The organism is Pseudonocardia sp. Cha107L01 (genome assembly GCF_052566575.1).
In genome coordinates this window covers 9,479,512-9,491,589 of sequence record NZ_CP199579.1, presented here as the reverse complement: position 1 = coordinate 9,491,589, position 12,078 = coordinate 9,479,512, and the positions used below count along the sequence as shown (strand labels likewise).

Sequence of the window (12,078 nt, the reverse complement as noted above, 5' to 3'; positions counted from 1 at the left end):
GTCTATCGTGACTGTGTGACTGAAAATGCAAATCCAGTCATCAGGTCAGAGCCCGAGTCGGACGCCGCCGCGGAGTCGCTCGAGCGGATGGACCGGGTGCTGGACGCGGCCGGCGAACTGCTGGTCCGCTGGGGCTACCGGCGAGTGACGATTGAGGACGTGGCGGACCGGGCCGGCATCGGCAAGGGCACCGTCTACCTGCATTTCCCGACCAAGGAGGCGCTGTTCCTGACGGTGTTGCTGCGCGGCTACCGGAGTGTGGTCGGCGGCATCGTGGAGCGGATGCGCGCCGATCCGCTCGAGGTGCTGCCCGGCCGGATGACCCGCTCGCTGTTCGTCGCGTTGTTGGCGGACCCGGTGGCCCGGCCGATCTACTTCGGTGACACCGAGCTGCTCGGCCGGTTGGCCAAGGAGGCGACCAACACGCTCGGGCCCCTGCGGGAGCGGGGCCAGGAGCTGAACCGGTCGCACTTCCAGCTGCTGCGCGACGCCGGGCTGCTGCGCACCGACCGGACGCTCGCCGAGCAGCACTACCTGCTGCAGGCGGTCGGCGCGGGGTTCTGGTTCCTCGAGGGCTTCGAGCTGCCGTCCGCGCCGGCCGACCCGGCGGCCCGTGCCGAGTTGCAGGAGTACGCCCTGGTCGCCGCGCTGGAGCCGGCTGTCCGCCCGGAACCCACGGTGGAGCTGGCCGAGACCGTCGCCCGGCTCTACGAGTCGCTGATCGACGTGATCGATGAGGAGTGGCGGCGCCGGGTCCGTCGACCCGATGCCCCGGAAGAGAGAATCCGATGACCACAGCCAGTACCCCGACCACCACCGGGGATCTTTCCGGCCTGCCGGACATGATGGCGCCCGAGTTGATCGCCGACCCGTACCGGGGCTACGGCCGGCTCCGGGAGCAGGCGCCGGTGCTGCGTGCCTCGTTCATGGGCGTGACGGCGACCTGGATGGTCACCCGCTACGAGGACGTGCACGCCGTCCTCGGCGACCCGAGGTTCGTCAACAACCCGGCCTCGGTGCCGGGAATGCAGGTGGCGAACCCGGTGGAGAAACTGATGAAGTCCTACGGGCTGTCCGAGGAGGACGCCCGCTACATGGCCGAGAACATCCTGAGCAGCGATGCGGCGGACCACACCCGGCTGCGCAAGCTGGTCTCCAGAGCGTTCACCGTGCGGCGGGTGAGCGAGTTGCGGCCGAGGGTGGAGGCGATCACCGCCGGCCTGTTGGACGACATCGCCGCCGGCCCGGAGCCGGTGGACCTCACCGGGCGGCTCTGCTACCCGCTGCCCATCACGGTGATCTGCGAGCTGGTCGGCATCCCGGAGGTGGACCGGCCGGACTGGCGGAGCTGGGGGCGCGACCTGGTGTCCACGGACCCCGCACGGATGGGCCCGGCGCTGCACGAGATGGTGGCGAACGTCAAGGCACTGATCGAGACCCGCCGGTCCGCTCCGACCGACGACCTTGTCTCCGCGCTGATCCGGGCGCACGACGAGGACGGCGACGAGCTCTCCGACGAGGAGCTGGTCACCTTCGTGGTCACCCTGGTGATGGCCGGGCACGAGACCACCGCGCACCTGATCGGGAACAGCGTCGCCGCGCTGCTTGCCCACCCCGACCAGGTGGCGCTGCTGCGCGAGCGCCCCGAGCTGTGGCCGACCGCGGTGCACGAGCTGGTCCGCTGGTGCGGCACGGCGCTACTCACCGGGCTGCGCTACGCCACCGAGGACATCCAGCTGGGCAGCGTGCTGATCAAGGCGGGTGACTCGGTGTCGCCGGTCCTGGTGGCTGCCAACTTCGACCCACGCCAGTACACCGAACCGGATCGGCTGGACGTCACCCGGCAGCCGACCGGGCGTGGCGAGGGGCACGTCGGCTTCGGGCACGGCGCGCACTACTGCCTGGGTGCCGCGCTGGCCCGGCAGGAGGCGGAGGTCGCCCTGCACGCGCTGTTCGACCGGTTTCCCGGGCTGGCGCTGGCCGTGCCGGAGTCCGAGCTGACCTGGGAGCCGGTCCCGGGCAGCCGCCGGCTGGCGCGGCTGCCGGTGGTCCGCGGCTAGCCGCGGTGGCCCGGCGGCGCGTCCGAGGGGGGCGCGCCGCCGGGGCTAGGACGGCCTAGTACGAACGCGGCAGGCCCAGGGTGTGCTGCGCGACGAAGTTGAGGATCATCTCGGCGCTGACCGGGGCGATCCGGGTGGTGCGCACCGCGGCGATCATGGTGCCGATGCCGTACTCGGCGGACATGCCGTTGCCGCCGTGCACCTGCACCGAGGCGTCGACCGCATGGCTCGCGGCCTCGGCGGCGGCGTACTTGGCCACGTTGGCGGCCTCGCCGGCGGCCGGGTCGTTGCGGTCGTAGAGCCAGGCCGCCCTGGTGGTGGCCAGGCGGGCCAGCTCCACCTCGATGTGCGCCTTGGCCAGCGGGTGCGCGACGGCCTGGTGGGAGCCGATCGGCTTGCCCCAGACCGAGCGTTCCCTGGCGTAGGCGGCGCCCTTGTCCAGTGCGTAGCGACCGAGGCCGTTGGACTGCGCGGCGACCGTGATCCGCTCCGGGTTCAGCCCGGCGAACAGCGCGGCCAGCCCGGCCTCCTCACCGCCCACCAGTGCCTCGTCGGGCAGGTGTACGTCGTCGAAGAACACGGTGAACTGCCGCTCGGCGGCGATGAACGCCATCTCGATCGGCTGGTAGGTCATCCCGGGGCTGTCCGTCGGCACCAGGAACATGGCCGGGCGCAGAGTGCCCTTGCTGTCCTGCATCCGGGCGACCACCAGCGTCGCGTCGCTCTCGTCGACCCCGGAGATGTAGTACTTGCTGCCGGACAGCCGCCAGCCGCCGTCCGGGTCCGGGCGCGCCGAGGTGGTGATGTTGTGCGAGTTGGTGCCGGCGTCCGGCTCAGTGATCGCGAAAGAGATCTTCGTGGTGCCGTCCGCGATGCCGGGCAGCCAGCGCTCGCGCTGCTCCTGGGTGCCCGAGGTGGCGATCACCGAGGCGGCGATCGCGGGGGAGACCACGATCAGCAGCAGCGGGCAGCCGGCGGCCGCGATCTCCTCGGTGACGATGGCCAGCTCGACCATGCCCCCGCCCCCGCCGCCGTACTCCTCCGGCACGCCCACGCCGAGGAACCCGGCCTTGCCGGCTTCGGCCCACAGCTCGGTGGTCTTCTCGCCGGCCTTGGCCTTCGCCCAGAGGTACTCGTGGCCGTACTTGCTGGCCATCGCGGCAACGGAGGACCGCAGCATCCGTTGCTCGTCGGTCTCGGCGAAGTCCATCCGGGCTACCTCCGGGTTGTTCGGGTGGCTCATACTTACCGGCGTTCCTGCCGGTAAGTTACATGCGCTGCTCGTGCAGTAGCAACAGCCCGAGCGCCGCGATGCTCTGCGCGTCGGTGAACTCGCCGCGCCGGATCATCCCGACGACCTCGGCGCGGCTGAACCAGGCGGTCCGCATGTCCTGCTCGGTGAGTTCCCGCTCGGGTTGGCCCTCGGTCAGCTCGGTGGCCAAGAACACCCGGCCGCGCTGCGAGGACATGCCGGGTGCCACGTCCAGGGTGCCGATCTGGGTCATCCGGGCGGCCCGCAGGCCGGTCTCCTCACGCAGCTCGCGGCGGGCCAGCTCCAGCGGGTCGGCCGCCGCCCGGTCCGGCGCGGTGCCCTGAGGGAACTCCCAGCGCCGCAGCCCGAGCGGGTAGCGGAACTGCTCGACCAGGTGCAGCCGGTCCTCCTCGGCCGGCACGATCAGCGCGTAGTCCGGCTTGTCGATGACGCCGAAGATCCCGTCGGTGCCGTCCGGCCGGCGGATCCGGTCCTCGCGCACCACCATCCAGGGGTTCTCGTACACCTGGCGCGTGCTCAGCTGCTCCACCCGGGCGACGCTAGCCTGCCGTGTCCGGCGGCCCCTCGGGAGTGGCCGTGCCGGCGGGACCGATAGCGTCTCGGCCGTGCGTCTCGTCATCGCCCGGTGCCAGGTCGACTACGTCGGCCGGCTCACCGCCCACCTGCCCATGGCTCCCCGCCTGCTGCTCGTCAAGGCGGACGGGTCGGTCAGCGTGCACGCGGACGACCGGGCCTACAAGCCGCTGAACTGGATGAGCCCGCCCTGCTGGCTGGAGGAACAGCCCGGCGTGTGGACGGTACGCAACAAGGCCGCCGAGTCGCTGGTGATCACCATCGAGGAGGTGCTGCACGACTCGTCCCACGAGCTCGGGATCGACCCGGGCCTGGTCAAGGACGGTGTCGAGGCGCACCTGCAGGAGCTGCTCGCCGAGCACCCCACCACCCTCGGCGACGGGCTGACGCTGATCCGGCGGGAGTACCCGACCGCGATCGGCCCGGTCGACCTGCTCTGCCGTGACCCCGAGGGTGGCACGGTGGCCATCGAGGTGAAGCGGCGCGGCGACATCGACGGCGTGGAACAGCTCACCCGGTACCTGGAGCTGCTCGGCCGCGACCCGCTGCTGTCCCCGGTCGCCGGGGTGTTCGCCGCCCAGCAGATCAAGCCGCAGGCCCGCACCCTGGCGACCGACCGGGGTATCCGGTGCGTGGTGGTGGACTACGACGCGCTGCGCGGCGCGGAACGGCACGACCTGCGGCTGTTCTGACCCGATCGGGCCGCCCCGGCCCGGGCCGGAGTGGTTCTGACCTGCTCGCCGAGCGTGCCACCAGCACTGCAACGTAGGCTCGCGGGACCTACCGCCGCGCGCGCCAAGGAGGTCGTGACGATGACGCAGACCGGGACACCCGCCGAATCCCCGAGCAGCTCTGACACCGGCCCGTCGGCTGGCTCGTCGGCTGGATCGTCGGCTGGCTCGTCGGCTGGATCGTCGGTGCCGCCGACCGAGTTCGACTCGCTCGACCCGCGCAGCGGCACGGTGGTCGGCAGCTATCCGGTGCAGGACGCCGCCGAGGTGAACGCGGCGGTCGCGCGTGCCGCGGTGGCCGCCGAGTGGTGGGCCGCGCTGGGCTTCGCCGGGCGCCGCAAGCGGCTGGGCGAGTGGCGGAAACTGCTGGTCAAGCGGATCGACCAGCTCGCCGAGGTGGTCACCGCCGAGACCGGCAAGCCGCTGGACGACGCGCGCCTCGAGCTGGTGCTCGCGGTGGACCACCTGGCCTGGGCGGCCCGCAACGCGCAGCGGGTGTTGGGCCGGCGCAAGGTCGGCGCCGGCCTGCTGATGAGCAACCAGAGCGCCACGCTGGCCTACCCGCCGTTCGGTGTCGTCGGGGTGATCGGGCCGTGGAACTACCCGGTGTTCACCCCGATGGGGTCGATCGCCTACGCGCTGGCCGCCGGCAACGCCGTGGTGTTCAAGCCCAGCGAGTTCACTCCCGGCGTCGGGCACGCACTGGCCGAGACGTTCGCCGAGGTGATCAGCGAGCAGCCGGTGCTGCAGGTGGTGACCGGATTCGGGGAGACCGGCGCCGCGCTGTGCCGCTCCGGGGTGGGCAAGCTGGCTTTCACCGGCTCCACCGCGACCGGCAAGCGGGTGATGGCCGCGTGCTCGGAGAACCTCACCCCGGTGCTCATCGAGTGCGGCGGCAAGGACCCGCTGATCGTGGATGCCGACGCCGACCTGGACGCGGCGGCCGACGCGGCGGTCTGGGGCGGCATGTCCAACGCCGGGCAGACCTGCGTCGGGGTCGAGCGGGTGTACGTCGTCGAGCCGGTGGCCGACGAGTTCCTGCGCCGGGTGGTGGCCAGGGCGCACGCCGTCCGGGCCGGCGGCGAGGCGACCGCTGACTTCGGCCCGATGACCATGCCGGCACAGATCGACGTGGTGGCCGGACAGCTGCGGGACGCACTGGACAGGGGAGCGCACGCGCTGGTCGGTGGCACCGCGTCGGTGCGCGCGCCGTACATCGAGCCGGTGGTGCTGACCGACGTCCCGGAGGACTCCACCGCGATCACCCAGGAGACGTTCGGCCCGCTGCTCACGGTGAACCGGGTGACCGACACCGAAGACGCGATCACGCGCGCGAACGCCACCGCGTACGGCCTCGGAGCCTCGGTGTTCTCCGCCAAGCGCGGTGAGGAGATCGCCGCCCGGCTGCGCTGCGGGATGGTCGCGGTGAACGGCGTGATCACGTTCGCCGGGGTCCCCGCGCTGCCGTTCGGCGGGGTTGGTGACTCCGGGTTCGGCCGCATCCACGGCGAGGACGGGCTGCGTGAGTTCGCCAGGGCCCAGGCGGTGACCCGGCAGCGGTTCGCCCCGCCGATCTCGGTGATGACCTTCACCCGGGGCGCCCGGAGCATGCGGCGGCTCGTTTCGCTGGTGCGGACGGTGCACGGTCGTTAGGCGCGCCGTCGCCCCCCGGGGTGGGGGTGCCGTTAGCTCGGCAGGGCGAGCCGGCGGTGAACTGGACGCAGATCACTGCCCCGGGACCGGCCGGGGATGGCAGGATCGCGGCATTGCGACCGGGCGCGCGTTTTGCGCAGCCTGAGAATCTGGGAGGTAGCGGCGTGGCACGAGAGTTCGAGGCCGTCGGTGTGGTCGGCCTGGGCACTATGGGTGCCGGCATAGCGGAGGTCTTCGCCCGCAACGGCCTGCGTGTGGTCGGTGTGGAGCTGAACGCGAACGGTCTGGACCGTGCCCGCGCGCACCTGGAGAACTCGACCGCCCGCGCCCAGGCCCGCGGCAAGCTGACCGAGGAGGACGCGAAGGCGCTGCTCGGCCGGATCCAGCTCAGCTCCGACCTGGCCGACCTGGCCGACGTGGACCTGGTGATCGAGGCCGTGCCGGAGCGGCTCGAGCTCAAGATCGCGATCTTCGCCGAGGTGGACAAGATCGTGCGGCCGGACGTGGTCCTGGCGTCCAACACGTCGTCGCTCTCGGTCACCGAGCTGTCCGTGCGCACCGGTCGCCCCAGCAGGGTGGTCGGCATGCACTTCTTCAACCCGGCGCCGGTGCAGCAGTTGGTCGAGCTGGTCCGCACGGTGGTCACCGAGCAGGACGTGGTCGACGACATGGCCGCGTTCGCCCGCAAACTGGGCAAGGTCCCGGTGGTGATCGGCGACCGGGCCGGGTTCATCGCGAATGCCCTGCTCTTCGGCTACCTCAACCACGCGGCGAAGATGTTCGAGGAGCGCTACGCCAGCCGCGAGGACATCGATGCGGCCATGCGGTTCGGCTGCGGCTACCCGATGGGCCCGCTGGCGCTGCTCGACCTGATCGGGCTGGACACCGCGTACGAGATCTTGATGACCATGTACAACCAGTCCCGCAACATCACGCACGTACCCACCCCGGTGTTCAAGCAGATGATGACCGCCGGGCTGCTCGGCCGGAAGAGCGGGCGCGGCTTCTACACCTACGACGGGCCGGACTCGTCGAAGGTCGTCGACGACGCGCACACCCCGAAGGCGGGCGGTGTGGCCGAGGACCAGGTGCGCAAGGTCGCCACGGTCGGCGTGGTCGGCACCGGGACCATGGCCACCGGCATCGTGGAGGTACTGGCCAAGGCCGGGCTGGACGTGGTGCTCCGCGGCCGCTCGGCCGGCAAGAACCAGGCCGCCCTGAACACCCTGAAGCGCTCCCTGGACAAGGCCGTGGTGCGCGGTCGGCTGACCGAGGAGGCGCGTGACGAGGCGTTCGGCCGCGTGCATGCCACGGTCAACTTCGAGGACATGGCCGAGTGCGACCTGGTCGTCGAGGCTGTTGCCGAGGAGCTCGACGTCAAGCGTGCGGTGTTCGGCACCCTGGACGAGGTGTGCAAGCCCGGCGCGATCCTGGCCAGCACGACGTCGTCGCTGCCGGTCATCGAGTGCGCGGCGGCCACCTCGCGACCCGGCGACGTGGTCGGGCTGCACTTCTTCAACCCCGCTCCGGTGATGAAGCTGGTCGAGGTGGTCAGCACCATCTCCACCGCGCCGGATGTGGCGGCCACCGCGCGCTCGCTGTGCGCGACGCTGAACAAGCACGCGGTGTCCTGTGGTGACCGGGCCGGGTTCATCGTCAACGCCCTGCTGTTCCCGTACCTGAACGACGCGGTCAAGATGCTGGAGGCGCACTATGCCAGCGCCGACGACATCGACGCGGCGATGAAAACGGGCTGTGCGCTGCCGATGGGGCCGTTCGAGCTGCTCGACGTGGTCGGCCTGGACGTGTCGCTGGCCATCGAGCAGACCCTGTACCAGGAGTTCCGGCTGGCCGGTTACGCGCCGGCGCCGCTGCTCGAGCACCTGGTCACGGCCGGTCGGTTGGGCCGCAAGACAGGTCAGGGGTTCCGCGACTACTCGTCCCGGTAGTTCGGCGCGTGGACGGCCGTCCTGTGTGGGGGCGGCCGTCCTGTGTGGGTGGGGACGGCAGTCCTGTGTGGGGGCGGCCGTCCTGTGTGGGTGGGGGCGGCGGTCCGGGTGACCGCGGCATCGGCGGATCCGGAGCGGCGGCCGCGATTGTGAAACCTGGTCCAACTCACGTGGTCAGCAATGGCGGTGCTCACGCGTCAGGACCGATACTGGTGTCGTGCCCCGCCGCAACCGCCCACCTCGAGCTGACCTGGTCGGTCTGCCGGGGGCGCCCCGCCCGCTGCTGACCGGCGCGTTGGGTTGGGCACGGACGGAGTCATCGTCCGACGGCGACTGGATGGTGCGCACGATCCCCGGGGTGCAGGGGCGAAAGACCTACCGCTGCCCCGGCTGTGATCATGAGATCGCCCCCGGCGTCGGCCATCTGGTGGTCTGGCCGGCCGGAGTCGGAGTCGAGGCCGAGGCCAACGGCACGACCGGCTCCGAAATGTCGACCGAGTACGACGACGCCGACCAGCGTCGTCACTGGCACACCACCTGCTGGGCCGCCCGCCATCGCCGCCGCCCCGGGCGACGAGCAGCTCGCTGAACCGGACGTCCGTGGCGCGGCCCGAGGTGGCCGGCTAACGCTGGCGGTGGCCGCGAGCGCTGGTTGTGGTCGGCTGGCGCAGGGCTGTGGCCGGCGAGCGCTGGTTGTGGCCGGCTAGCGGTGGTGTGGCCGCTGGCGCTGGTTGTGGCCGGCGAGCGGTGGTGTGGCCGTTAGCGCTGGCGGTGGCCGGCGAGCGGTGGTGTGGCCGCTGGCGCTGGTTGTGGCCGGCGAGCGGTGGTGTGGCCGCTGGCGGTGGCCGCTAGCGCTGGCGGCCAGCTGGTGTGGGCCGGCGCCGACGGGGGCTGGGCCGGACCTCGGGGCTCGAGCGGGGGGTGGGCGCCGACTCGACCGCTGACCCCGCCGACTCCGACGCCGACGACTGTTCGGCCGCCGCGTCCCCGTTCGTCGCTTCACCGTTCGGTGAGTCGCCGCCGTCGTTTCGCGGAATGTTGCCGCCAGCGGCGGCGCTGGGCTCGCTGCCCCTGAGCTCGTCCCCGCTGGTCGGAGATCCGGGCTCGGCGTCCTCGAGCTCCTGGATACCGGGCGAGGCGCCGCTGGGCCCGCCGTCCCACTGCCCGGCGCCGCTCACGGCCGGTGCCGTCGCCGGCAGCTCAGGGGCGGCGCCGTTGCTGGTGAACGCAGTGCCGTTGAGGGCGGGAACGCCGTTCTGACTGGTGGGTGCCGGCGATGCGAGGGCAGCCCCGTTGTGCAGGTGAGCAGGCGGGCCCTCGGGCGGTGCGCTGCCCGGCCCGGCCGGTTCGGTGTGCTGCTGCTGGTTCGACGGGTCCAGTTGAGGCAGTACCTTGTCGAGCACACCGCGCAGTTCGGAGAGCCGGGCCACCATGTGCGCGCGAACCGAATCGAGCTCCGCGACACGCTGTTGGGCGGCGCCGATCGTGGCGTCGGCGGCCTGGCGGGCCTCGGTGACCGTGGCCTCGGCCGTGCGCCGCGCCTCGGCGACCCTCCGTTCGGCTTCCGCCCGGGCATTCGAGATCAGCCCGTTCGCCTCGTCCCGGCTGGCGACCTGGCTGCGGTGGATCGTGGTCATTGCCTCGGCGCGACGTGCGGACATCGCGATGTCGAAGTCCTCTTCGACCTGGGTCCGCTTGGCCGAACTCTGCATGTCGAGGGCGCGCCGGTCCTCGTCGGCCTGCTGGCGGAGCGCCTCGACCTCTGCTGCCGCCGTTGCGCGCATCGAATCAGCGTCGGCCGTCGCCCTGCTCCGAATCAGATCCGCTTCCTCGCGGGCGTCGGCCAGGATCTTGTTGCGCTCGAAGGTGAGCTGCTTGCGCTCGTGCTCCAGCTGCCGCCGGATCGACTCGTTCTGGCGGGGCAGTTCGCCGGCCTCGGCCTCTGCCCTGGAGACGATCTCCGTCGCCTCGGCTTCAGCACGTTTACGCCGCTCGGACACCTCGTCCTGGGCCAAGCGCAGCATGGACTGCAGCCGCTCGCTCATGCCCTCGACGCTCTCCGGTGGCGCGGACAGCCGGCGCATCTGGCCCTTGAGCCGATCGGTCTCCGCCCAGGCCACGTTCACCTGTCGGGTCAGCTGACCGTTCTGCTCGACTGCCGCGTCCCGGTCTGCCGCGAGCATGCGCAACTGCGCATCAAGATGTCTCAGGTAATCATCAACCTGGACCGGATCGTAGCCGCGGCGGCTAACCGCGAACGCTGATCCAGGGGCCGGGAGATGATCTTGTCCTGCTGACATGTGCCTACCGTACTCGGTGTCTGTCACGCCGTCGTGGTCGGTTAGTCACTCCGGAGAGTGACAAGTATGACTACACACCGCGAAATCGGTTGATTTCGGTGAGGTGCTTCTCGCGGCGTTCCGGGTCACGGACGCCGAGGCCTTCCTGTGGGGCCAGGCAGAGGACGCCGACCTTGCCCTGGTGGGCGTTGGAGTGCACGTCGTACGCGGCCTGGCCGGTCTCGGCGAGCGAGTAGACCCGCGACAGCGTCGGGTGGATCTTGCCCTTGGCGACCAGGCGGTTGGCCTCCCAGGCCTCCCGATAGTTCGCGAAGTGTGAGCCGATAATCCGCTTCAGGTTCATCCAGAGGTAGCGGTTGTCGAAGACGTGTTCGTAGCCGCTGGTGGAGGCGCAGGTGACGATGGTGCCGCCCTTGCGGGCGACGAAGACGCTGGCACCGAAGGTCTCGCGACCGGGGTGCTCGAAGACGATGTCCGGGTCGTCGCCGCCGGTCAGCTCGCGGATCCGACCGCCGAAGCGCCGCTGCTCCTTCGGGTCCTGATGCTGATCGTCACTCCAGAACCGGTACCCCTCGGCGGCGCGGTCGATGATCAGTTCGGCACCCATGCGGCGGCAGATCTCCGCCTTCTCGGGTGAGGAAACCACACACACCGGGGTCGCTCCGCCGTTGAGCGCGAACTGGGTGGCGTAGGAGCCAAGGCCGCCGGAAGCGCCCCAGATGAGCACGGTGTCGCCCTGCTTCATTCCCGCGCCGTTGCGGGAGACCAGCTGGCGGTACGCCGTCGAGTTGACCAAGCCGGGGCTGGCGGCCTCTTCCCAGGTCAGATGATCGGGCTTCGGCATCAGCTGGTTCGACTTCACCAGCGCGAGCTCGGCCAGGCCGCCGAAGTTGGTCTCGAAGCCCCAGATCCGTTGCTCGGGATCCATCATCGTGTCGTTGTGGCCGTCGGAGCTTTCCAGCTCCACCGACAGGCAGTGCGCAACGACCTCGTCGCCCGGCTTCCACAGGTGCACACCGGGACCGGTCCGCAGCACGACGCCGGCCAGATCCGAGCCCACCACGTGATACGGCAGGTCGTGCTTCTTGGTCAGCGGCGAGAGCCGCCCGTACCGCTTGAGGAAGCTGAACGTGGACAGCGGCTCGAAGATCGAGGTCCAGACGGTGTTGTAGTTGATCGCGCTGGCCATCACGGCGATGATCGCCTCGCCCGGACCGAGCTCCGGCGTCGCCACGTCGTCGAGGTGCAGGCTCTTGCGCGGGTCCTTGTCCCGGGTGGGCATGCCGGCGAACATCTCGACTTCGTCGGCTCGAACGGTCACCCCCTGGTAGTGATCAGGGATGGTCAGTCCGCCGACGGCATCGAGCTCGTCGGCCAGGATCGCGTCGCGGATCTCCTGCACGCCGGGCCTCCGGAAGTTCGTGGCCAGGCGTCTCGCGCCCAGCCACCCTGCTTGGGATATCTAACGCTACTGGTGGGTAGTTAACTTTAGGAAGGGCCCTGTGACTTAGATCGCTGATTGTCGGCAGCCGGACGCGA

10 protein-coding genes are annotated in these 12,078 nt (G+C 70.8%); 6 read left to right on the top strand and 4 right to left on the bottom strand.

Annotation, left to right across the window (positions count from 1 at the left end; all coding sequences use genetic code 11):
• Positions 1 to 15 precede the first annotated feature (15 nt).
• A complete protein-coding gene (locus ACTXG6_RS44650) occupies positions 16 to 792 on the top strand; it encodes a TetR/AcrR family transcriptional regulator (RefSeq protein ID WP_445185340.1) in 777 nt (258 codons plus the stop codon).
• Positions 789 to 2,060 (top strand): cytochrome P450 family protein, encoded by a 1,272-nt coding sequence (locus ACTXG6_RS44645; RefSeq protein ID WP_445185339.1) that lies wholly within the window; start codon positions 789 to 791, stop codon positions 2,058 to 2,060. Before ACTXG6_RS44650 ends, ACTXG6_RS44645 begins: the two co-directional genes overlap by 4 nt.
• A gap of 55 nt (positions 2,061 to 2,115) precedes the next feature.
• On the opposite strand, the gene ACTXG6_RS44640 is transcribed toward ACTXG6_RS44645, so the two are convergent.
• Complete coding sequence (locus ACTXG6_RS44640) at positions 2,116 to 3,270, bottom strand: acyl-CoA dehydrogenase family protein (RefSeq protein WP_445190287.1); 1,155 nt, start codon at positions 3,268 to 3,270, stop codon at positions 2,116 to 2,118.
• A 58-nt stretch (positions 3,271 to 3,328) separates the two neighbouring features.
• Positions 3,329 to 3,862 (bottom strand): NUDIX domain-containing protein, encoded by a 534-nt coding sequence (locus ACTXG6_RS44635; RefSeq protein ID WP_445185338.1) that lies wholly within the window; start codon positions 3,860 to 3,862, stop codon positions 3,329 to 3,331.
• Between the two features lie 76 nt (positions 3,863 to 3,938).
• Here ACTXG6_RS44635 and nucS point away from each other — a divergent pair, with 76 nt between their 5' ends.
• From nucS to ACTXG6_RS44615, 4 genes are all read left to right on the top strand, one after another.
• Positions 3,939 to 4,598, top strand: coding sequence for an endonuclease NucS (gene nucS, locus ACTXG6_RS44630; RefSeq protein ID WP_445185337.1), 660 nt, complete (start codon positions 3,939 to 3,941; stop codon positions 4,596 to 4,598).
• A gap of 120 nt (positions 4,599 to 4,718) precedes the next feature.
• The gene (locus ACTXG6_RS44625; RefSeq protein WP_445185336.1) at positions 4,719 to 6,290 is read left to right on the top strand and encodes an aldehyde dehydrogenase family protein; all 1,572 of its coding nucleotides are present in this window, start codon (positions 4,719 to 4,721) and stop codon (positions 6,288 to 6,290) included.
• Positions 6,291 to 6,454: 164 nt separating this feature from the next.
• A complete protein-coding gene (locus ACTXG6_RS44620) occupies positions 6,455 to 8,239 on the top strand; it encodes a 3-hydroxyacyl-CoA dehydrogenase family protein (protein ID WP_445185335.1) in 1,785 nt (594 codons plus the stop codon).
• A 217-nt stretch (positions 8,240 to 8,456) separates the two neighbouring features.
• The gene (locus tag ACTXG6_RS44615) at positions 8,457 to 8,828 is read left to right on the top strand and encodes a hypothetical protein (protein ID WP_445185334.1); all 372 of its coding nucleotides are present in this window, start codon (positions 8,457 to 8,459) and stop codon (positions 8,826 to 8,828) included.
• Positions 8,829 to 9,087: 259 nt separating this feature from the next.
• On the opposite strand, the gene ACTXG6_RS44610 is transcribed toward ACTXG6_RS44615, so the two are convergent.
• Complete coding sequence (locus ACTXG6_RS44610; protein ID WP_445185333.1) at positions 9,088 to 10,422, bottom strand: hypothetical protein; 1,335 nt, start codon at positions 10,420 to 10,422, stop codon at positions 9,088 to 9,090.
• 187 nt (positions 10,423 to 10,609) lie between these two features.
• The gene (gene ccrA / locus ACTXG6_RS44605) at positions 10,610 to 11,941 is read right to left on the bottom strand and encodes a crotonyl-CoA carboxylase/reductase (RefSeq protein ID WP_445185332.1); all 1,332 of its coding nucleotides are present in this window, start codon (positions 11,939 to 11,941) and stop codon (positions 10,610 to 10,612) included.
• Positions 11,942 to 12,078 lie beyond the last annotated feature (137 nt).

Coding starts and splice junctions, on each gene's coding strand:
- ACTXG6_RS44645 (WP_445185339.1), top strand. CDS start 789: ATGACCACAGCCAGTACCCCGACCACCACCGGGGATCTTTCCGGCCTG.
- ACTXG6_RS44640 (WP_445190287.1), bottom strand. CDS start 3,270: ATGGACTTCGCCGAGACCGACGAGCAACGGATGCTGCGGTCCTCCGTT.
- ACTXG6_RS44625 (WP_445185336.1), top strand. CDS start 4,719: ATGACGCAGACCGGGACACCCGCCGAATCCCCGAGCAGCTCTGACACC.
- ACTXG6_RS44610 (WP_445185333.1), bottom strand. CDS start 10,422: ATGCTCGCGGCAGACCGGGACGCGGCAGTCGAGCAGAACGGTCAGCTG.